The organism is Acidovorax sp., assembly GCF_034519795.1.
In the GTDB taxonomy this organism is placed as follows: domain Bacteria; phylum Pseudomonadota; class Gammaproteobacteria; order Burkholderiales; family Burkholderiaceae_C; genus Acidovorax.
On record NZ_JAXHOB010000004.1, the window covers coordinates 39074 to 61039 of the forward strand.

Here is a 21966-nt window from a genome sequence, read left to right on the forward strand (position 1 = left end):
GGGCTCCTTCCTGCGCTCAGCCGCGGGACATCCAGCCACCGCCACCATGGCGGCCGCGCTTGTCCATCATCTCGCGCACCTTCTGCTGCTGCGCGGGGTTCAGGCTGTCATAGAAGTCGGCCATGGCGGCGATCACCTCGGGGCTGGCGGTCTGCACGGCACGGGTCTTCTCGTCCATCAGCGCCTGGGCGCGGGCACGGTCGAAGGTGGCACCGGCGACGATGGCCTGCACCTCGGCGCGCGGGTCGGGCGTCTTGCCCTTGAACGCGACGCGCTGGGCCTGCAGGGTGTCGGCCAGGGCATTGAGCTTGACCTTCTGGGCATCGGTGAGGTCCAGCTTGCTGCTCACGCGGTTGACGACCTTGCCGCGGATTTCGGCGATCTTCTCAGGGCCCATCTCGCCGTGTCGGTGGCCGCCTGCACAAGCGGTCAGACCGCCCAGGACGATGGTGGCGCCGAAGACGCCGGCCAGGGTTTTTTGGATCCAGGGTTTCATGGTGCAGTCCTTTCATGGACGGTGTTGAACATGGGTCCTATGGTGCGCCTGGGCGGTTTTGGGGGGGTCTCGGGGCAGTTTCGGTTTATTTCAGAATGTATCTACGGGGGCCTCTCCACCTGCGCTTTCCGTGTTTGCTGCATGCCTTTGCCAAGGGCGGGAGCCGGGATGTGCGCCCGGCGGCGCACCTACCTTCTTTTGCGTCGCCAAAAGAAGGTAGGCCAAGAAAAGGCGACCCCGCTGCCCGTGTCCCCCTCGCACTTCGTACGAGGGGGCAGCCTGCGATGCTCGGTCCTGGGGTGACGCCGAAGAACTCCCTGCGCTGCCTCTGCGAGGCAGCTGCGGTCAAACAGCTTCGGCGAGCCAGATGACGAGGCGCGTGTCCTTCGGCACGCGCTCACCCCAGGCCCTGCGCTTCTCGGCACGGTCAGAAGGGGGTGGGAGCGGGCTCCATGCGGGCCATTGCTTCGCTCGGCCTGTGGTCCTTCGCTGCGCTCGGCTCGCCAGGGCGGCTGCGCCGCCCGTCGGCAGCGCGCACCGCGCGCGTCCCCGACCCCAGGCGCAGCTGCGCAGCAGCAGCCGTGTGGTACCCGCTCCCCACCCCTGCTGGCTGCGCCGAGAAGCGCAGGGGCTGGGGTGGGCGTGTGTGCCGAAGGACACACACGCTTCGTCATCTGACTTGCCGCAGCTGTTTGAGCGGAGTTCGAAGAACGCAGCGAGTTCTGCGGCACCACCCCAGTTCCGAGCATCGCAGGTTGCCCCCGTTCGCCCGACAGGGCGTACGGGGGACGCAGACTGGGGGTCGCCTTTTCTTTGCCTACTTTCTTTTGGCGACGCAAAAGACAAGTAGGTGCGCCGCCGGGCGCACATCCCGGCCTCCGCCCTTTGAACACAACAGACACCCCTACAGCCACCAGCAGCAGTGAACCCCAGTCGCGCTACGATCCACCCACTGACACCCCAGCGATCTACAGCGCGTTCGCCACGAATGAACCCACTCTCAAACCCATCCACCGCCCCCCGCTACGAAGCCGTAGACGCCCTGCGCGCAGTAGCCATGCTCTGGATGGCCGCCTTCCACTTCTGCTTCGACCTGGCCCATTTCGGCCTCTGGCCCCAGGATTTCCGCACCGACCCGGTGTGGACCACACAGCGCACCCTGATCCTGAGCCTGTTCCTCTTCTGCGCCGGCCTGGGCCAGGCCATCGCGCTGCACCAGGGGCAAAGCCTGGAGCGATTCACCCGCCGCTGGCTGCAGATCGCCGGCTGCGCCCTGCTGGTGAGCCTGGGCTCGTTCTTCATGTTCCCGCGCAGCTTCATCTACTTCGGCGTGCTGCACGGCATGGCGGTGATGCTGCTCATCGCGCGCTTCACCGCCGGGTGGGGCGCATGGCTGTGGCTGTGCGGCCTGGTGGCATTGGCCCTGCCCGTGGCGGCCACCCACCTGCTGACGGGGGCCTGGAGCGAGCTCGCACCGGCCTTCAATGCCCGCACGCTCAACTGGCTGGGGCTGGTGGCGCGCAAGCCCTTCACCGAGGACTACGTGCCCATCTTCCCCTGGCTGGGCGTGCTCTGGTGGGGGCTGGCCGCCGGACAGTGGGCCCTGCGCCGCCCCGGCGGACTGCTGCTGGTGCGACTGCCAGCCGCGCTTTCGCCCCTGGCCGTGCTGGGCCGTTGGTCGCTGAGCTTCTACATGGTGCACCAGCCGGTGCTCATTTCCATCGTGATGGGGCTGGCCTGGATCCACAAGCCCTGATCCCGGCAGGCCCCATGAAAAAACGCGGCCGAGGCCGCGTTTGTGCTGGAAGGCAGGGGATCGGTTACTCGATCTTGGCCTTGGTGCGCAGTTCTTCCTGGTACTTGGCCAGCTTTTGCTGCTGCAGCTGCTGGGCAACCTGCGGCTTCACGTCCTCGAGCTTGGGCAGCTCGGCCTGGCGCACGTCGTCCAGGCGGATGATGTGGTAGCCGAACTGGCTCTTGACGGGCGTCTGCGTCATCTTGCCCTTTTCGAGCTTGATCATGGCTTCGGTGAATTCCGACACGTAGCTCGAAGGGTTGGCCCAGTCCATGGCGCCGCCATTGGCACCGGAGCCTGGGTCCTTGGATTGCTTCTTGGCGATCTCTTCGAACTTGGCGCCCTTGTTGATGGCGGCAATGGCCGCCTTGGCGTCGGCTTCCTTCTCGATCAGGATGTGGCTGGCCTTGTATTCCTTGCCGCTGTTGGCGGCCACGAACTTGTCGTACTCGGCCTTGATTTCCTCGTCCGTCACGGGGTTGGTCTTCTGGAAGTCCAGGAACAGTTCACGGATCAGGATGGTCTGGCGCGCCATTTCCATCTGGACCTTGAAATCGCCCGAGGTTTCCAGGCCGCGCTTTTGCGCTTCCTGCATGAAGACTTCGCGGGTGATCAGTTCGTCCTTGATCTGGCCTTCGACTTCGGGCGTCACGGGGCGACCCGAGTTGGCCAGTTGCCGCTTGAACACCTCAGCGCGTTCCTTGGGGATGGCCTTGCCATTGACGATGGCGAGATTCTGGGCGGAAACGGGCAGGGCCATCGTGCCCAGCACGGCAGCGGCCACGAGGCCGGACAGGAGCTGTTTCTTCATGCGGAATCCAAAAAATGAGAAAGTAATTGCCAGCTGAAATCCGGCAGATGAGGACAATGGGGCCGGTTCAGAGGATTTCAATAGCGAGGGCGTGGACGCCCGCATCCAAAAATTCCTGCAGCGCATCATACACAAGGCGATGGCGCGCCACCCGGCTCTTGCCTGTAAGCAAAGGTGAGGCAATCCGCACCCGAAAATGGGTGCCAAAACCCGTGCCGTTGGCCCCCACATGCCCCGCGTGGTCGGCGCTTTCATCGATCACTTCGAGCGCTGTGGGCGCCAGGCGTTCGGCCAGGCGCTCGTGCATCTGCCGGGCCAGGCTGGGCACGGTGCTCGTATCGGTCGTGGCCATGGTGGTCATGCGGCGGGCTCGTCATTCTTGAGGTGGGGAGCGATGTAGATGCCCTGCGCCACCAGGAAAACCAGCGGGAAGGCATAGCCCCAGAGCTTGAACTCCACCCAGGCCTCGGTGCTGAAATTGAGCACCACGTAGGCATTGATGGCCGACATGAAGGCGCAGTAGATCACCCAGGCCACGTTCAGGCGCATCCACACGCCGTCGGGCAGCTCCATCTGGCTGCCCAGCAGCAGCTTGAGGTAGTTCTTCTTGAGGATCCACAACGCCACGGCGAGTGCGAGGGCCATGGCGCCGTAGAGCACCGTCGGTTTCCACTTGATGAAACGGTCATCCTGCAGCACCAGCGTGAGCGTGCCGAACAGCAGGATCAGCGCCAGTGTCACCTTGTGCATGGTCTGCAGCCGCCGGTCGATCAGGTAGATCAGGGCCATCTGCACCACCGTGGCCGCCATCAGCACGCCGGTGGCCACATAGATGTTGTAGAACTTGTAGGCGGCGACGAACAGGACGATGGGAAGGAAGTCGAGCAGGATTTTCATTGAATGCGAACGTCAATTCTTCATGTTTTGCGCAGCGCCCTCAGGCTGCAGAACCCGCGCTGGCCAGACCAGTGGCCGCCGCGCAAGGGCCGCCCCGCCGCGCTGGCGGCGTCCCCCTTGAGGGGGAAGGCGCGAAGCGACTCAGGGGGTGCGTCATTTCACTTGTCGTCGAAGTCAAGCGAGGCCGAATTCATGCAGTAGCGCAGGCCGGTGGGCTGGGGGCCGTCTTCGAACACATGGCCCAGGTGGGCCCCGCATTGTGCACACACCGTCTCGGTGCGCGACATGCCATGGCTGTGGTCCACGATTTCCTTTATGGCGCCGGGCACGGCTTCGGAGAAGCTGGGCCAGCCGCAGCCCGCGTCGAACTTGGTGTGCGAGTCGAACAGCTTGGCACCGCAGCAGATGCAGTGGTAGCTGCCATCGGCCCAGTGGGCCTCGTACTTGCCGGTAAAGGGCCGCTCGGTGGCGGCAAAGCGCGTTACCTGCAGGGCGCCGGGCTCGGCCCCTTTTTCCTGCAGCACGGCCTGCCATTGGGCATCGGTCTTGTGGACGGGATAGGTCATGATGAACAGCTGATCTCGATGGAAGAAGCCCATGCGGGCGGGAAGGCAGCGTAGGACTCGTGCCCGGGATGCTCCTCACATGGGCGCTCCAGCAGCCGCTGCAAGGTTTGGAGTGGGCCGAAGTCGCCAAGTTTCGCCGCGCGGATGGCTTCTTCGCACAGATGGTTGCGCAGCACGAACTTGGGGTTGGTGGCCAGCATGGCCTCAGACGCACGCTTGCGATCCGCCAGCCGGGGCTCGGCAAGGTATTTTTCCAGCCAGGTGTCCCAGGCCGTCTGGTCGGGCACCATGCCGCGCACGGGCTCGAATTCACCAGAGCCCACAGCGTGGGACAGGCGGCGCCAGAAAATGGGATAGTCCACACCGCCCTTGGCCAGCAGCACCAGCAGGCCGTCGATCAGGTCCGCATCGCCCTCGCCGGCCACCTCCCCCAGGCCCAGCTTGGCGCGCATGCGGGCCATGAACTCGGCAGGGAAAACGGTCTTGTACGACTCCAGCGCGGCCATGGCCAACTCCTGGTCGCCGATCAGCGGCAGCAGCGCCTGTGCCAGGCAGAACACATTCCAGTAGGCCACGTTGGGCTGGCGGTTGTAGGCGTAGCGGCCCTGGGTGTCGCTGTGGTTGCAGACATGGCCGGGCACGAAGGCATCGAGGAACTGGAATGGCCCGTAATCGATGGTCAGGCCCAGGATGCTCATGTTGTCGGTGTTCATCACCCCATGGCAAAAACCCACGGCCTGCCACTGCGCCATGAGCACCGCCGTGCGCTCGCTCACCGCCTGCAGCAACGCGGCATAGGGGTTGCCGCCGAATTGGGCCGATCCCCGGCACTCCGGGTAGTAGCGGTCGATCACGTAGTCGGCCAGCGCCTTGAGCTCCTCGTCCATGTCGTTGGCCGAGAAATGCTCGAAATGGCCGAAGCGGATGAAGCTCGGCGCCACGCGCGTCACCACGGCCGCCGTCTCGATCTCCTCGCGGCGCACCGATGCGGGCGACCCGGTGATGCACAGCGCACGCGTGGTCGGTACGCCCAGGCCCTGCATGGCCTCGCTGCACAGGAATTCGCGGATGCTCGAGCGCAGCACCGCCCGGCCGTCTCCCATGCGCGAATACGGCGTGCGGCCTGCGCCCTTGAGCTGGATTTCGAGCCCTGCAGCGGTCTCGCCGAGCAGAATGGCCCGGCCATCGCCCAACTGACCGGCCCAGATGCCGAACTGGTGACCGCTGTACACACTGGCCAAGGGGCGCGAGCCCGCAAGCAAGGCATTGCCCGTGAAAGCCTGCAAGGCCGCATCGCTGCGCAGCCAGGCCGCGTCCAGGCCCAGCAGGTGCGCCACGCTGGCACTCGTGCCCACCCAATGGGGGCTGGGCAAAGGCGTGGGCTGCAACCCGGTGAAAAAAGCCGGACCCAGCGCAGCAAAGCCGTGCTGCCAGGCCAGGCCGGATGCGGCAGTAGCAGCCTCGCCGTCGGAAGACATGTTCATGCACGGATTGTCTCCCAGGGGCGATGCCCCGCTGGCAGGCGGGGCATGCAGAGGGGTCTGCAGCCGCTTTGTGACCAGTCGTTTCAGTCGTTGCAATGATTGAGCCTGATCGGCAGGCAGCGTCATCCCGGCTTCACAACAATAAGAATTGACCAAATTCCTTAACCGCAAAGACTTTGTTGCTATCTTTTTGAACAATTGCAGCGGTATGAAATACGGGTAAACCCAGCCCTTCTATCCTATTTATTATTTCTAAAACTGGAACAGTTAGTTCGCGACTTAGTGGTTTTTCTTTGATCGCCTGCGGCGTACAGTTCAACCCATCGATGAGCCGAACCCGCAAGGCGACTCACCGAACCCGGTTCGAAATGGTTTTGTCCCGGTTTTTTGAGTCACTTTTTTCTTCCAAGGATTTCATCATGAACACGACCGCACGCTTCCTCTCCATCGCCGCTGTTGCCGCTTTCGCTTCTTTCGGTGCCCAGGCCGACGAAGCCGATGCTTCGCAATTCGCCACGAAGTTCGAAACCAACCGCACCCGCGCCGAAGTGGCCGCTGAGGCCGCTACCGTGGCCCAGACCCGCAGCATCGAGCCTGCTGGCTCCCGCGTGGTGACCTACAAGTCGACTGCTGACCGCGCTGCCGTGCGTGCCCAGGCTGCTGACGCTGTGCGCACCGGCCAGATTTCTTCCGGCGAAATCGGCGCGCTGTAAGCCGCCCCGGATTGAACTGACCTGACCCCCTGTCAAACCCAATAAAGAATCGAGATCACCATGAACAAGACTGCACGTTTCCTCTCCATCGCCGCTGTGGCTGCTTTCTCCGCTTTCGGTGCCCATGCCGACGAAGCCGATGGCTCGCAGTTCGCCCTGAAGTTCGACACGAACCGCACCCGCGCCGAAGTGGCTGCCGAAGCCGCTACCGTGGCACAGACGCGCAGCATCGAGCCAGCAGGCTCGCGCGTCGTGACCTACCAATCGACGGCTGACCGTGCTGCCGTGCGTGCGGCCGCTGCCGAGGCTGTGCGCCTGGGCCAGATCCCTTCGGGCGAAATCGGCGCCATGTAAAGAATGCGGGCCTTCCCATGGTGGTGGCATCTCACGGTCGTGGGTGCCGCCACCATGTGGAAGTGTTTCCCCTCTCTGCCCGGAAACGGGCACCATTGAAAAGGGCTCCTGTGCAGGAGCCCTTTTTCTTTGGGATCGGCCCCGGAGGTTCACGTCGTGGTTTGCACATGCAGCCGGCTCGACTTGCAGCGGTGCAAGGCGCTGTAGTACTCCAGACGACGGCCATTGGCACCGTAGGCGATGGACTCAATGCGCAAGAGCGGCTCGGGGCTTGCCAGTTGCAGCAGTTCGCAGGTCTCGGCGTCGGGCAGCACGGCATCGATCCAGCGCTCGGCGCGCACCAGGCGCACGCCGTACTGGCGGCGCAGCACATCGTAGAGTGAACGGTCGTCCAGGCGCATGCGGTGCAGGCCGGGCGCCAGGTCGGCAGGCACCACGGTTTCCACCAGCAGGCGCAGCTCGCCATCCACGCTGCGCAGCCGCTTCAAGGCCACCACCTGGGTGTCGTCCGTGAGGCCCAGCGCGCTGATCTCCTGCGGCGTGGGGTCGCGCAGCTGCTGCAGGAGGACCTGGGTGCGCACCGAGCGGCCCTTGCGCTCCATCTCATCGGAGAAGCCGAGCACGGTGGAGACGAAATCCTCATCGCGCTCGCGCGCCGCGACGAAGGCACCGCGGCCCTTGATCTTGTAGATCAGGTTGTTGCGCACCAGGTCGGCCAGCGCCTCGCGCACCACGATGCGCGAAATGCCGAACTGCTCGCCGAGTTCGGCCTCGGAGGGCAGCTTGGCGCCGATGGCCAGTTCGCCCTGCAGTATCTGCAGGCGCAGGGCATCGCGGAACTGCGCCCACAGGGGCGATTCGGAGTTGCGGTCGAGCAGGGGCTGGAGTTCGGTCGGTGCGTTCACGTCAGGACGGGCTCAGGGCCGGATGGATGGTCAATGGTGCATGGAAGGCCGGCGCTGCCGCATCGGTATCGGGCGCTGCCGTGGCCAGGCGCACGCCATGGCGTTCGCGCAGCGCGCTGGCGCAATTGTGCAACTCCTGCCGTTCGCGCCCGGCATCCCAGCCCAATGCCTGCCCGGCAATGCCGGCCATTTCGGCCAGCGCCGCGTCCGTGACGAGGCCACGGATGGCCAGCAGCGTGCGGCGGATCACCAGGTCGTCAAGGTGGATCACGCCGGTTTCGGTGCACAGCCAGGCCACCTCCGCCACCGAATAATCGGGGGCATGCTGCAGCGGCTCGTCACCCGCCACCTTGAAATGCTGGGCCATGCGCGAGGCCTGGGAGCCGTAGCGGCGCAGCAGCGCCTGTGCGCGGGCACGCGCCAGGCCCGCGTCCTTGGCAATGCGGTCGATGAAGCGCTCGGTCGCCTGGGCGCCCTGTGGCATGTCGGTGCCGCCGCCAATGGGCAACTGCCGGGTCGAGGCGGTGCGCCCGCGCCCCAGCAGGCGCAGCACCTCGTCGGTGGCCTCCTCGGCCAGCGCGCGGAAGGTGGTCCATTTGCCACCCACCAACCCCACCACCGGGATGTCGCGCGATGGCGAGGGTGCATCGATCACCACCGAATGGTCGCGCGAGATCTGCCCTGGCTTGTCGGCGTCCGAGCGTGCCAGCGGCCGCACGCCCACATAGGTGTAGACCACGTCACGGCGGCCGAAGGCGAGGTTGGGGAACACCTCGCCCAGCACGTCCAGCAGGTAGTCCACCTCGGCCGGCTCCGTGGCGATCTGGTCGGGGTCGTCCACCGGGATGTCGGTGGAGCCCACCAGCACCCGGTCCAGGAACGGGTAGACAATGCACACGCGCCCGTCCAGCGCCTCGAAGTAAGCCATGCGCCCGCCCAGCGCGTCGCGCAGCAGGGGGTGGTCGAGCACCAGGTGCGAGCCCTTGGTGCCCATCACGCGCGGCCCCGCGCCGCCCAACAACTCGGTGCTGCGGTCGAGCCAGGCGCCGCTGGCATTGACCACGGCATCGGCCGTCACCTGCACCACCTCGCCCGTGACTTCGTCGCGCAGCGTGAGGGTCTTGCCCGCGCAGCCCATCACGCGGCAGTGGTTGCTGGCCGCCGAGCGCGGCTGGTCGCGGCAGGCGTCGCGCAACAGCTCCAGCACCAGCCATTCGGGGTGGCTGATCCAGGCGTCGAAGAAGGTCGCCGTCCAGCGCACGGCCGCGCGGAACAGCAGGCGGTCGGCCGGCTGCACGCGGCTGATGTGGTGGTTGGGCATCACACGCTGGCGCCGGCCCAACAGGTCGTACAGGCGCAGCCCGGCGGCCACGGCGAGCAGGCCGCGCGTGCGCTGGGGCGGCGTGCGGCCCAGGAACTTGAGCGCGCTGCTCATCAGCCCGCCAAAGAAGCTCGACAGCGGCACCACGGTCTTGAGCGGCTGCACCAGGTGCGGCGCGTTGCGCAGCAACAGGTTGCGCTCGCGCGTGGCTTCGGCCACCAGCGAGAAGCTGCCGCTCTCCAGGTAACGCAGGCCGCCGTGGATCATGCGCGAGGGCGCGCTGCTGGCGCCGGCACTGAAGTCACCCTTGTCCACGATGAGGCAGTCCACGCCCTGCAGCGCAAGGTCGCGGAACACGCCCACGCCGTTGATGCCGGCACCCACGATCACGGTCGAGAAGTGGCGCCCCGCCACGGCGGCCGGGCGCACGAAAGGCAGTGGTGCGAGCGGGCTCATGGCAAGGCCTCCGCGCTCTGCGCGGCTGTGGTGGCAGGGGTGGCGGCAAGCGCTGGCCGTGGCGGGGCCGTGCCCGGCGATGTGCCCGCCAGATGGCCGAATACAGGGGACATGGTGGCTATGAGTTCGTTGAAGTAGGCATTGAAATCCGCATGGGCCCGCGCCTGGCCGGCGTCGGGTTCGACCGTGTCGCAGGGCGCGCGCAAGGGGTGGGTATCGATGCCCTGCGACATCGCCGCATAGATCGCCGCACCGCGCGCACCAGTCTCGTCGTCGGCGCAGCGCTCCACCGGGTGCCCGAGCAGACCCGCGAGCAGGCGCACCAGGCGCGTGTCGCTGGCGCCGCCACCGAGCACGGTGGAGGCCGACACCGGCAGCCCGCCGGCCGCCAGGCGCGAGGTATGGCGCGCGTGCAGCGCAGCGACCGCGTCGACCACGGCGCGCGCCATGTCGCCGCGTGTGTGGTGGCTTTGCAGGCCGACAAACCCGGCCGTGACGCCAGCGCCGCCGTTCACGAAGGGCAAGAAGCGCAGCCCCCCGGCCCCGAACGGCACCGACATCGCCAGGTCAACCACGGCCCGCGCATCGGGCAGGCCCAGCACGCCGGCCAGCCAGGCGATGTTGGCCATCGACGAAGGGCTGTTCTCCATGTACAGGCGCCGCTCGCGCGGCCCGAAATTGACGACCGCCACCACGTCGGGCCGGGGCTCCACCACCGGGCCGATGACGGCATTCACGCACCAGGTGCCCAGCACCGAGACCGCGCGGCCACGCTCTTCGGCACGGATGGCGGTCATCGACGCCAGCAGGTCGATGGCGCCCATGGCCACGGGAATGCCCGCGGGCAGGCCATGCGCCTGTGCGGCCGAGGTTTGCAACGTGCCGATCACCTCGCCGCTGTCTACCAGCGGCCCGAAGGCCTGGGGCGACAGATCGGCGATGCCCGAGGCCGCAAAGGCCAGCGGCGACCAGGTGCCCGTGGTGATCGAGAGCAGGCCCGCCGTGCTGACATCACTGGCGTCGGTGGCGATTTCGCCCGTGAGCAGAAAACCCACATAGTCCTTGGCGAACATCAGGCGCCGCAGAGCGCCGCTGCGCACCGCGCCACCGCCCAGCAGCTCGGCCGCGATCACGGTGGGCTGGCCCGGCCAGGGCTGGCAGCCGACATCGGCACGCAATTGCGGGCCATGGCTCCTTGCCAGGGACTCTGCCCGCGCGCCAGCGCGCTGGTCGGTCGAGGCCACGGCGCGGCCGCCGGCCAGTTCATTGCGGGCATCCAGTGCATACAGGCCCGCACCGTGCCCGGTGCAGCCGATGGCGCGGACATCGGCCACCCGGTTGCCAAGCTGGTGCGCCACGTCGCGCAGCACGGTGGACAGGGCCAAGCGGATCATGGATGCACCCACTTCGCAACCACCACCGGGCAAGCGGTCGTGCTGCAGGGGCATGCGGGAAAGGGCCACGGTGCGGCCGCTCGCGGCCTCCAGGGCCAGGGCTTTGAGGCTGCTCGACCCGAGGTCGATGCCAATGAGTAGTTGGGTCTTCATGTCATAACAGCTTCCGCCGAACCAGCCGGCATATCCAGTAGTGTTTCCCCTAACTATCTGGCGATTCGATCCAAGATTACATTCTACCTGTCATAACAACTGTCGTGACACCAAGCACCCCATCGCAGCCCTGGAGAAAGCAGCACACCATGCTGCACCGTTCAACAAGAGGAGACAAAAAATGAGGCGTAATTTCCTGAAGTCCGCAGCCGCCGCCGGTATCGGCCTGGCCGGCACCAGCGCATTCGCGCAGCAACCTGCTGCAGCCCTCGCCGCAGCGGGTGGCCTGCGCGGCAACCCCAGCGACGTCTACGTGATGAACGTGATGGTCTCGGGCGTGGAGTACTGGTTTCCGGTCTACGAAATGATGAAGCAGCTGGGCCGCACGCTGGGCGTGCGCACCCGCTACACCGGTACGCCGGAGTACGACGTGAACAAGCAGCTGGCCTCGTTCGAGCAGGAGCTGGCGCGCAAGCCCGCCGGCATCCTGCTGCACCCCATGAACCCCGACCCGTTCATCGAGCCCATCAACCGCGCAGCGGCCATGGGCATCCCGGTGGTCACCTTCGCGGCCGATTCGCCCAACTCCAAGCGCACTTCGTTCATCACCTCGGACAACGAGCGCGAAGGCGCGCAGGCCGCCGACGCGATCGCTGCATCGCTGGGCGGCAAGGGCGAATTCGCCGTGCTGGAGAACCCCGGCCAGGACAACCACGACCGCCGCATCGCCGCCTTCATCAACCGCATGAAGACCAAGCACCCCGGCATGAAGCTGGTGGGCCGCGCTGCCAGCAACCAGGACCCGAACAAGGCCTACCAGGCGGTGCAGAGCCTGGCGCAGGCGAACCCCAACCTGGGCGCGCTGTTCATGCCCGAAGCCAACTCGGCCCTGGGTGCGGCACAGGCCAAGGTGGAGACCAAGAAGAACATCAAGGTGATGTGCTGCGACGTGAACGCCAAGATCCTGGACATGATCAAGTCCGGCGACGTGTTCGGCGCCATCAACCCCAACCAGGGCATGCAGGGCTACATGGGCATGATGATGCTGTTCCTGGCCAAGAACCCCGGCCTCATCGACCCGATGAACGACGCCAAGCGCAACGGCACCAACCCCATGGCCGTGCCCTTCCTGGACAACGGCCTGGCCGTGGTCAGCAAGGCCAACGCCGACGACTTCTACTGGGACAAGTACCTCGCGCGCCGCGGCACCAAGGGCATCAGCGAGTGAGCAGCGACGCCATGGGTTCCACCTTGCTCGCGCTGCGCGGCATCAGCAAGCGCTTCGGCGCTTCGCATGCGCTCTCGGGCGTGGACTTCTCGCTGCAGGCGGGCGAGATCCACGCCCTGTGCGGCGAGAACGGCGCGGGCAAGTCCACGCTGATGAACATCATCGATGGCATCCACCAGCCGGACGCGGGCGAGATATCGCTCAACGGCCGCCCGGTGGCCATCGATGGTCCGGCCCAGGCCATGTGCCTGGGCATCGGCCTGGTGCACCAGGAGATCGCCCTGTGCGGCGACGCCACCGTGGCCGAGAACATCTTCATGCCGGAGATCAACGCCGGCCGGCAGGCCTTCGTGGACTACGCCGACATCAACGCGCGTGCCGCCAAGGTGCTGGCGCGGCTGGGCCAGGACATCGACCCGGCTGCGCGCGCGGACGATCTCCCCATCTCCAGCCAGCAGCTGATCGAGATCGCCAAGGCGCTCACGCTCGACTGCAAGGTGCTGATCCTGGACGAGCCGACCGCCGCGCTCACCGACAACGAGTCGGCAGCCCTGTTCAGGGTGCTGCACGACCTCAAGGACCAGGGCATCGGCATCATCTACATCAGCCACCGCATGGCCGAGATCTTTGCGCACTGCACGCGCGTGACCGTGCTGCGCGACGGGCGCAACGTGCATTCGGGCCCGCTGGCCGAGCTCGATGCCGATGGCCTGGTGCGCCGCATGGTCGGGCGCGACCTGGGCAACTACTACCCGCCCAAGCAGCAGGAGGCGGACCGCGGCGAGCATGTGCTCGAAGTGGAGCGCCTGGCCGATGGCGAGCGCGTGCACGGCGTCTCGTTCACCCTGCAGCGCGGCGAGATCCTGGGCATCGCCGGGCTCATGGGCGCGGGGCGCAGCGAACTGGCGCAGACCCTGTGCGGCCTGCGCCCCGCCACCGGCGGCAGCGTGCGCCTCAACGGCAAGCCGCTCTCCATCCGCAAGTACAGCGATGCGCTGCGCGCAGGCATCGCCTACCTCAGCGAAGACCGCAAGGCCGCAGGCGTGTACCTGGACCTGCCGATCGCGCAGAACATCGCCTCCATGGCGCTGGCGCGCGTGAGCTCGCGCTGGGGCCTGCTGCAGCGCGTGGCCGAGCACCGGCTGGCGCAGGAGCTGGGCGCGCGCCTGAAGCTCAAGTCCGACGGCGTGCAGATCGAGGTGGCCAGCCTGTCGGGCGGCAACCAGCAGAAGGTGGCCATTGCCAAGCTGCTGGCCACCAACCCGGCGGTGCTGCTGATGGACGAACCCACGCGCGGCGTGGACGTGGGCGCCAAGTCGGAGATCCACCACATCCTGCGCGACCTGGCCTGCCAGGGCGTGGGCGTGGTGGTGATCTCTTCGGAGCTGCCCGAGATCATCGGACTGTGCGACCGGGCCCTCGTCATCCGCGACGGCCGCGTCGCGGGCGAGGTGCAAGGCAAGGACATGACGGAAGAGGCCCTGCTGCGGCTGGCCTCGGGACTGGAACGACGACAAGAGGAGACGGCATGAATCACCCCGCACAACTGAACGCCGGCAGCGTGGCCGGCCTGCATCCGCCGCGCCAGGCACCGGGAGGCCCCGGCAAGCCCGGCGGCACCAAGCTCACCAGCATGCGCGAGATGGGCCTTCTGGTCATCATCCTGGTGCTCTGCGTGGGCATGAGCTTCGCCTCGCCCTACTTTCTGACCTGGGACAACATCCGCGCCATGCTGCTGTCCTTCTCCATCGAGGGCATCGTGGTGGTGGGCATGACCATCTTGCTGATCGTGGGCGGCATCGACCTGTCGGTGGGCTCGGTGGTGTGCTTTGCGATGGTGGTCACGGGCAAGCTCTTCCTGATGGGCTTCGATCCCTGGACGGCTGGGCTCATCGCGATCGCCGCCAGCGCGCTCATCGGCGCCATGATCGGTGGCTGCGTGGTGCGCATCGGGCTGAACCACTTCATCGCCTCGCTGGCCTTCATGGTCATCGTGCGCGGCCTGTGCCTGGCACTCACGCAGGGCACGCCCCAGTCGCTGTTCTCGCTGCCGGCCTCGTTCAAGTTCATCGGCCAGGGCACGGTGCTCGGCATCCCGGCGGTGATCCTGATCTTCCTGACCATCGTGGTGGTCAGCGACTTCGTGCTGCGCCGCGCCAGCCTGCTGCGCCGCGTGTTCTACACCGGCAGCAACGAGAAGGCGGCGCTGTACTCGGGCATCCGCGTGGGCCACGTGAAGTTCTGGGTCACGGTGTTGTGCGCGGCCTCGGCCGGCCTGGCCGGGGTGATCTACACCGCGCGCTTCGGCGCGGCCACGCCGACTTTCGGCGTGGGCATGGAGCTCAACGTGATTGCCGCCGCCGTGATCGGCGGCGCCAGCTTGAAGGGCGGCTCGGGCACGGTGCTCGGCGCCGTGCTGGGCCTGGCCCTGCTCTCGGTGGTGACCAGCTCGCTGATCCTGCTGGACGTATCGCCGTACTGGCAGGACGTGATCAAGGGCCTGATCCTGCTCGCGGCCGTGACCATCGACCACCTCATGAACACACGAAAGACCAAGCGATGAATGCCGTGATGATGAACGCAGCGATGAAGACCACCACCCTCGGCCCCTCGGGCATCGAGTGCTCGGCCATTGGCCTCGGGACCTGGGCCATGGGCGGCTGGATGTGGGGCGGCCAGGACAGTGCCGCCGCCGTCGAGGCGATCCATGCCTCGCTCGACGCCGGGGTGACCCTGATCGACACCGCACCGGCTTATGGCCTGGGCGCTTCCGAACGCCTCGTGGGCGCCGCGCTCAAGGGCCGCCGCCACGAGGCGGTGATCGCCACCAAGTGCGGCCTGGTGTGGCACACGCAAAAGGGCACGCACTTCTTCGACGAAGACGGCCACCCCGTGTACCGCCACCTGGGCCGCAGATCGATCTTCCATGAAGCAGAGGAAAGCCTCAAGCGTCTGCAGACCGACTACATCGACCTGTACATCACCCACTGGCAGGACAGCACCACGCCGGTCGAGGAGACCATGGACGCTCTGCTCACGCTCAAGAAGCAGGGCAAGATCCGCGCCATCGGCGTGAGCAATGTGGATGCCCCGACCCTGGCCGAGTACCTGCGCCATGGGCCCGTGGATGCTGCCCAGGAGCGCTACAGCCTGATCGACCGCGAGATCGAGCAGACCCTGCTGCCCCTGTGCGGCCGCAACAACGTGGCCATCCTGGGCTATTCCTCGCTGGCGCTGGGCCTGCTGGCCGGCCCCATCGACCCGGCGCGCGAGTTCACGGGTGATGACCAGCGCGCGAGCAACCCGCGCTTCAGCACCGGCAACCGAGCCAGGCTCAAGACCTTCTTCGACGAACTGGAGCCCCTGCGCCGGCAGTTCGGCTGCTCGTTTGGCCAGTTGATGATCGCCTGGACGCTGGCCAGCGGCAGCGTGTCGGTGGCGCTGTGCGGCGCGCGCACGCGGGCGCAGGCCACCGAGAACGCGACCGCAGGCGCGCTGGAGCTGCCCGAGGAAGCCGTGCAGCGCATCGACGATGCCGCAAGCGCCCACCTGAAGGCCCTGGCCTGACCCGTATCCACCCCCAACCCAAGGACTTCTTCGTATGTCGAAAGACAAGACCGCACGCCTGAACCGCCTGCTCACCAACGGCCGCTGCCTGGACATCGCACTCGACCACGGCGTGTGCAACGAGCCCAGCTTCCTCAATGGCCTGGAGGACATGCCGCAGGTGATGGACAAGCTCGTGGCCGCCGCGCCTGACGCCATCCAGCTCAACTACGGCCAGGCCGACCTGCTGCAGGACCGCCCCGGCCGCAACAAGCCGGCGCTGGTGATGCGCATCGACATGGGCAACCCCTACAACGCCACCGCGCACCGCGTGATGTGGGCCCTGCTGCAGAACGAACACGACCCGGTGCTGCCGGCCGTGCAGCGCGATGCCGCCTGCGTGGTGGTCAACCTGTTCATGCTGCCCAATGAACCCGACCTGTTCCGCCAGTGCGTGCAGAACATCGCGCGCGTGCGCGCCGACTGCGACCGCTACGGCATGCCGCTGATGATCGAGCCGCTGGTGATGCGCCCGCACAGCGACCAGGGCGGCTACATGGTCGATGGCGACGCCGAGAAGATCGTCACCCTGGTGCGCCTGGCGCGCGAGATGGGGGCCGACATCGTCAAGGCCGACCCGACCACCGACCCCGCCGAATTCCACCGCGTGGTGCAGGCCGCGCGCTGCCCGGTGCTGGTGCGCGGCGGCGGCCGCGAGGACCTGCAGCAGGTGTTCGCACGCTCGCGCGTGCTGCTCGACCAGGGGGCTGTGGGCATGGTCTACGGGCGCAACGTGTACCAGCACGCCAAGCCCTCGGCCGTGGTCGATGCGCTGATGGCCATGATCCACCGCGGCGCCAGCGCGGCAGCCGCCTGGGACCTCTACAGCACAGGAACGCACGCATCCTGATGCAGCGCAAGCACCACGCGCGCATGGCTGCGCACTGAAGGGCACAGAAAAAGAAAAGAGGGAACCCAGGAGAAAGCGCCCTGCGGCCGGTGGCGTCCACGCCACTGGCCGGCGTGCCTGCGCGCGCCTGCGCCGGGCTGTCGGAAAGATCGAGGAAGAAGGTTCACCAAGGACCACACACACAGGAGACGACGATGAAAATCCGGTATTACCTGATGGCACTGCTGCTGCCGTTCGCCACCTTGCTGACGCATGCGGCGATCACGGGGGTGAGTCCGATGACCACCCTCACCACCATGGCGGCTGCGGTCACGCAGGCCGCCGAAGTTCCGCTCCCGCTGCAGGGGCCGGGCCTGGGCAACCTGACCTATACCTCGGCCGAGCTGTTCAAGCCGGTCTCCATGATCACCCGCGCCTCGGGCGACGTGCCGGCCACCTACCCCGGCCGCAAGGACTACGGGCTCAACGTGGGCATCATGCTCAATGGCTATTTCCTGACCTCGTTCGCGCCCGACAGCGGCCTGGGCCCCGGCGGCTTTCTGCTGTACGACGTATCCAACCCGCGCGCCATCGCGCTCGCCAAGAAGATCTACGAGCCCGAGGGGCGCACCAAGGAGTTCCGCGAGGCCCATGCCTTCGGCACCGCGAAGATCGGCGGCAAGCAGTACGTGGTGGTGCCCAGCACCAAGGGCATCGAGTTCTGGGACTTCACCGACATCAACAACATCCAGCAGGTCAAGAAGCTGGCACTGCCCACTGTCAACGGCGGCGACTACACCAACGTGGCCTGGCAGCTGTGGTGGCAGGCCCCCTACGTCTACGTGGCCTCGGCCAACGACGGCGTCTACATCGTGGATGCGAGCGACCCGGCCAATGCCGTGATCGCCAACCGCGGTGCGGGCAAGCCCAACCCCGTGCCCACCGGCGAGCTCGGGGGCTTTCGCGTCGGGCCCATCTTCACCATGGGCAATCACATGGTGCTGACCTCAATGGACAACACCGACGGCTTTGCCAGCCTCGATATCTCCGACCCGCTCAACCCCAAGGTGCTGGACACCGTGGGCTCCAACCCCGTCTACTACGCCACCTGCTTCGACGGACGCAACCTGCACGCCTCGGCGCGCGGCGGCGGCGCAAAGATGTACAGCTACGACCTGTACGACCGCACGCAGTTCGTGGTGGAGGACAACCGGCTGGTCATCGACGAACAGCTGTACTGCGGCATGCAGGACCACTACGTGTTCCAGGGCGCGCAGTTCAAGGTGCACAAGGTGGACGTGAGCAACCCGCTCAACCATGTCGAGGTGGGCCAGGGCAGCCTGTTCGCCACCAACGATCCCGAGTACTCGCACTCCGACCACGGCCAGGTGGCGCCCATGGGCAACCTGCTGTTCATCGGCAACGACCACGGCTCGGGCAGCGGCTTCATCGTGCACCAGACGGCGCGCGACACCACGCCACCGGCCGTCAAGCAAACCTCGCCCACCAACGGCGCCAGGCAGCAGGCGCTGACCTCGCGCGTCGGCGTGGGTCTGACGGACAGCATCCTGCCCGAGAGCGTGAACGCCAGCACCTTCATCGTGCGCCCGCTCAACGGCAATGCACTGGCCGGCACCTACAGCGTGCAGCTGGGCATCATCAACTTCCACCCCACGCAACCCCTGGAGGCCGGCACCAGCTATGAGATCGTGCTCACGGCCGGCGGCGTGAAGGACTATGCGGGCAACGGCATCGCGGCCGAGTACAAGGCGGTGTTCCACACCGGCAATGCCACCGACATCAGCCTGATGAACCACTGGCCGCTATCGAGCACCCTGACCGACGAGATCGGCGCCAACAACGGCACGGCCTCGGCGGCCGACCAGTTCAGCAGCATTGGCCTGAACTTCGCGCAGCGCTCGGGCGGTGTGCCGCTCAAGAACGACAGCGTGGCCACCGCCCTGGGCGGCACGGCTTCGCTGGCGTTCTACATGAAGACCACGCAGGCCGGCTCGGCCAACGCCTGGACGGCGCCCGGCCTCTTCGGGCGCGACCAGTCGGGCGGTGCGGACGACGTATTCTGGGGCTGGATCGACAACACCGGGCGGCTGAACCTGTCGGTGGGCAACGTGGCGGCCAACAACCCCGGCACCCGCTCCACCGCAGCCGTGAACGACGGCAACTGGCACCATGTGGTGATGACGCGCGACGCGGCCTCGGGCGCGCAGACGCTGTACATCGACGGCACCAAGACCAGTTCCACCGGGCTCACGGGCACCAAGGGCCTGTCCAACAAGTTCGCGCTGCTCGGGCAGATCCAGGGCAACACCGACTTCTTTCGCGGCAGCCTGGCCGACGTGCGCGTCTATGGCCGCGTGCTCAGCGATGCCGACGTCACGCAGCTGCGCTCCCAGGCCATCATCGGCGACGCCGGCGTGAGCGGCGGGCCGCAGTTGGTGAACGGGCAACTGAGCTTCGACCCGACCCGGCTGGGCGGTGACGGCGGTGTCACCTACCGCTGGAATTTCGGCAACGGCACGCAGACCGCCTTCTCGTCCCAGGCCAACACCACCTACAGCTACAACCGCCCCGGCCACTACACGGTGACCCTGACGGTGCGCAATGCGGCGGGCCAGGAGACCTTCTACACCTACAACGTGACGGTGATCTTCCCGACGACGGCCACAGCACCCACGCACTCGAGCAACATCGTGGGCGATGCCAACAGCGTCTATGCGGTGAACCCCGACAGCGGCACGGTGGCGGCCATCGATGCGCAGGCCCTGACCAAGCGCTGGGAGACACGCGTGGGCGACGAGCCCAAGACCCTGGCGCGCGCCCCCGATGGCCGCATCTGGGTCACGGTGCAGGGCGAGGACAAGCTGGTGGCCCTGAACCCGGCCGATGGCAGCATCTCGGCCACGGTGGCCCTGCCCTACGGCAGCGGGCCCTACGGCGTGGCCTTCACGCCCAATGGCAGCAAGGGCCTCTTGACGCTGGAGAGCAAGTCCACGCTGATCGCCTTCGACCCGGCCAATGGCAGCACCACGGGCACGCTGGCGCTGGAGGGCGACCTGCGCGGCATCGCGGTGGCGGCCGACTCGCAGACGGTCTACGTCACGCGCTTCAAGTCGAAGATGACGGGCGGGCAGTTGCACAAGGTGGGCCTGAGCACCATGGGCCTGCTGTCCACCATCGCCCTGCCGGTGGACACGAGCACGGTGGACACCGAGAACAGCGCACGCGGCGTGGCCAACTACCTGAGCCAGGTGGTGGTCTCGCCCGATGGCTCGCGCGCGGTGCTGCCGGGCAAGAAGGACAACATCGTGCGCGGGCGCTTCCGCGACGGTGGCGACCTGCTGCACGACCAGACGGTGCGCTCCATCCTCTCGCAGGTGGACCTGGCGCAGGCCACGCACCTGCTGCCCGAGCAGATCGACTTCGACGACCGGGCACCGGCGCGCGCCGCCCTCTTCTCCCCGGCGGGCGACTACCTGTTCGTGGCGCAGATGGAGGGCAACAACATCGCCATCGTCGATGCCTACACCCGTGCCGTGCGCGGCGAGATCAACGCCAGCAGCGCGCCCCATGGCCTGTACCTGGACGCGGCGCGCAAGCGGCTGTTCGTGAACAACTTCCTGGCGCGCTCGGTCACCGTGCACGACGTGGCCGATGTGCTGGCCTCGCGCAGCGCGGCAGCCGTGTTCCTGCAGAACATCACCACGGTGGCGCAGGAGCCCATGGCAGCGGCTGCGCTGCGCGGCAAGCTGGTGTTCTACAACGCGGCCGACCGGCGCATGAGCAAGGACAACTACATGTCCTGCGCCAGCTGCCACGCCGACGGCGGGGACGACGGCATGGTCTGGGACTTCACCCAGCGCGGCGAGGGCCTGCGCCGCACCATCAGCCTGCAGGGCCGGCGCGGCACCGGGCACGGCAAGCTCCACTGGAGCGCCAACTTCGACGAGGTGCAGGACTTCGAGAACGACATGCGCAGCGCCTTCGGCGGCACCGGGTTCCTGAGCGACGCGGACTTTGCCGCCACCAGCGACCCGCTGGGCGCGCCCAAGGCCGGCCGCAATGCGCAGCTCGACGACCTGGCGGCCTACCTGGCCTCGCTCAACAAGTACATGCGCAGCCCGGCGCGCGCGGCCGACGGCAGCCTCACGGTGGAGGCCGCGCGCGGGCAGACCCTGTTCGCCAACGCCAACTGCGCCAGTTGCCATGCGGGCGGCACCTTCCAGGACGGCCTGCGGCACGACGTGGGCAGCATTCAGGCCTCCTCGGGCAAGGGCGCCAACCAGCCGCTGGCCGGCGTGGGCTTCGACACACCCACGCTGATCGGCAGCTGGGCCGCCAGGTCCTACCTGCACAACGGCCAGAAGGCCAGCGTGCTGGACGTGATCACCGGCGGCCACGGCAACGTGGCAGGCCTGCCCGCGGCCGACCGGCTGGCGCTGGCCGACTACGTTCGCTCGCTGGACACGGCGTCGGAGTTCACCACGCGCCTGCGCTCCAGCCACAGCACGCTGTGCGTCAACATCCGCGGGGCATCGGCTGCCAGCGGCGCTGTCGCCATCCAGTGGCCCTGCGGCACGGCGAACAACGAGACCTTCACGGTGCGCAACCTCGCGGGTGGCTACGTGCAACTGGTGGCCAAGCACAGCAACCTGTGCCTGGCACAGGACAGCGCGGCCACCAGTGGTGCGGGGGTCGTTCAACTGGCCTGCACGGTGGGCAACACGGCGCAGTGGACGCTGGCCGGCTCGACCGTGCGCAACCGCGCATCGGGCGCCTGCCTCGACGTGCCCAACAACTCGACGGCGCAGGACATTCCCCTGCTCACCTGGACCTGCAACGGCGGCAACAACCAGAACTGGAGCCAGTTGCCCTGAACACCCGCGCGAAGCGCACCCCTGGCCCGCGGCTGCACTGCAGACGCGGGCTTTTTTTTCTTG

The 21966-nt window shown here is 67.0% G+C and carries 18 protein-coding genes; 9 read left to right on the plus strand and 9 right to left on the minus strand.

Annotation, left to right across the window (positions count from 1 at the left end; all coding sequences use genetic code 11):
- Window positions 1-16: 16 nt before the first annotated feature.
- On the minus strand, window positions 17-496 hold the full coding sequence (locus U5N23_RS03970; RefSeq protein ID WP_322591542.1) for a Spy/CpxP family protein refolding chaperone: 480 nt from the start codon (window positions 494-496) through the stop codon (window positions 17-19).
- 988 nt (window positions 497-1484) lie between these two features.
- On the opposite strand from U5N23_RS03970, the gene U5N23_RS03975 reads away from it, so the two are divergent.
- Window positions 1485-2252, plus strand: a complete 768-nt coding sequence (locus U5N23_RS03975; protein ID WP_322591543.1) for a heparan-alpha-glucosaminide N-acetyltransferase — start codon at window positions 1485-1487, stop codon at window positions 2250-2252.
- Window positions 2253-2316: 64 nt separating this feature from the next.
- Here U5N23_RS03975 and U5N23_RS03980 read toward each other — a convergent pair whose 3' ends face one another.
- The 5 genes from U5N23_RS03980 to U5N23_RS04000 form a co-directional block, all read right to left on the minus strand.
- The gene (locus U5N23_RS03980) at window positions 2317-3102 is read right to left on the minus strand and encodes a peptidylprolyl isomerase (RefSeq protein WP_322591544.1); all 786 of its coding nucleotides are present in this window, start codon (window positions 3100-3102) and stop codon (window positions 2317-2319) included.
- Window positions 3103-3169: 67 nt separating this feature from the next.
- A complete protein-coding gene (locus tag U5N23_RS03985; RefSeq protein ID WP_322591843.1) occupies window positions 3170-3454 on the minus strand; it encodes a BolA family protein in 285 nt (94 codons plus the stop codon).
- 5 nt (window positions 3455-3459) lie between these two features.
- A complete protein-coding gene (locus U5N23_RS03990; protein ID WP_322591545.1) occupies window positions 3460-3999 on the minus strand; it encodes a septation protein A in 540 nt (179 codons plus the stop codon).
- 158 nt (window positions 4000-4157) lie between these two features.
- Entirely contained in the window at window positions 4158-4565 is a 408-nt protein-coding gene (gene msrB / locus U5N23_RS03995; RefSeq protein WP_322591546.1) for a peptide-methionine (R)-S-oxide reductase MsrB, read from the minus strand.
- Window positions 4562-6049, minus strand: coding sequence for a protein adenylyltransferase SelO (locus U5N23_RS04000; protein WP_322591547.1), 1488 nt, complete (start codon window positions 6047-6049; stop codon window positions 4562-4564). Before U5N23_RS04000 ends, msrB begins: the two co-directional genes overlap by 4 nt.
- A gap of 419 nt (window positions 6050-6468) precedes the next feature.
- On the opposite strand from U5N23_RS04000, the gene U5N23_RS04005 reads away from it, so the two are divergent.
- Together U5N23_RS04005 and U5N23_RS04010 are read left to right on the plus strand one after the other, a co-directional pair.
- Complete coding sequence (locus U5N23_RS04005) at window positions 6469-6762, plus strand: DUF4148 domain-containing protein (RefSeq protein ID WP_145699468.1); 294 nt, start codon at window positions 6469-6471, stop codon at window positions 6760-6762.
- Window positions 6763-6822: 60 nt separating this feature from the next.
- Window positions 6823-7116 carry a DUF4148 domain-containing protein gene (locus U5N23_RS04010; protein WP_322591548.1) on the plus strand — a complete coding sequence of 98 codons (294 nt, stop codon included), beginning with the start codon at window positions 6823-6825 and terminating at the stop codon, window positions 7114-7116.
- A 149-nt stretch (window positions 7117-7265) separates the two neighbouring features.
- On the opposite strand, the gene U5N23_RS04015 is transcribed toward U5N23_RS04010, so the two are convergent.
- Genes U5N23_RS04015 through U5N23_RS04025 form a run of 3 tightly spaced genes read right to left on the minus strand, consistent with a single transcriptional unit; the run spans window position 7266 to window position 11345 of the window.
- On the minus strand, window positions 7266-8021 hold the full coding sequence (locus tag U5N23_RS04015) for a GntR family transcriptional regulator (protein WP_322591549.1): 756 nt from the start codon (window positions 8019-8021) through the stop codon (window positions 7266-7268).
- A gap of 1 nt (window position 8022) precedes the next feature.
- Window positions 8023-9798, minus strand: coding sequence for a glycerol-3-phosphate dehydrogenase/oxidase (locus tag U5N23_RS04020; RefSeq protein WP_322591550.1), 1776 nt, complete (start codon window positions 9796-9798; stop codon window positions 8023-8025).
- On the minus strand, window positions 9795-11345 hold the full coding sequence (locus tag U5N23_RS04025; protein WP_322591551.1) for an FGGY family carbohydrate kinase: 1551 nt from the start codon (window positions 11343-11345) through the stop codon (window positions 9795-9797). The genes U5N23_RS04020 and U5N23_RS04025 overlap by 4 nt, the downstream gene beginning before the upstream one ends.
- 181 nt (window positions 11346-11526) lie before the next feature.
- Here U5N23_RS04025 and U5N23_RS04030 point away from each other — a divergent pair, with 181 nt between their 5' ends.
- From U5N23_RS04030 to U5N23_RS04055, 6 genes are all read left to right on the plus strand, one after another.
- Window positions 11527-12573: a substrate-binding domain-containing protein gene (locus tag U5N23_RS04030; RefSeq protein ID WP_322591552.1), complete on the plus strand. Its 1047-nt coding sequence runs from the start codon at window positions 11527-11529 to the stop codon at window positions 12571-12573.
- Between the two features lie 11 nt (window positions 12574-12584).
- Entirely contained in the window at window positions 12585-14105 is a 1521-nt protein-coding gene (locus tag U5N23_RS04035; protein ID WP_322591844.1) for a sugar ABC transporter ATP-binding protein, read from the plus strand.
- Window positions 14102-15136 (plus strand): ABC transporter permease, encoded by a 1035-nt coding sequence (locus U5N23_RS04040; protein WP_322591553.1) that lies wholly within the window; start codon window positions 14102-14104, stop codon window positions 15134-15136. Before U5N23_RS04035 ends, U5N23_RS04040 begins: the two co-directional genes overlap by 4 nt.
- Complete coding sequence (locus tag U5N23_RS04045) at window positions 15133-16140, plus strand: aldo/keto reductase (protein WP_322591554.1); 1008 nt, start codon at window positions 15133-15135, stop codon at window positions 16138-16140. Before U5N23_RS04040 ends, U5N23_RS04045 begins: the two co-directional genes overlap by 4 nt.
- Window positions 16141-16174: 34 nt before the next feature.
- Window positions 16175-17029: an aldolase gene (locus U5N23_RS04050; RefSeq protein ID WP_322591555.1), complete on the plus strand. Its 855-nt coding sequence runs from the start codon at window positions 16175-16177 to the stop codon at window positions 17027-17029.
- A 194-nt stretch (window positions 17030-17223) separates the two neighbouring features.
- On the plus strand, window positions 17224-21903 hold the full coding sequence (locus U5N23_RS04055; protein ID WP_322591556.1) for a LamG-like jellyroll fold domain-containing protein: 4680 nt from the start codon (window positions 17224-17226) through the stop codon (window positions 21901-21903).
- The last annotated feature ends 63 nt before the right edge of the window (window positions 21904-21966 follow it).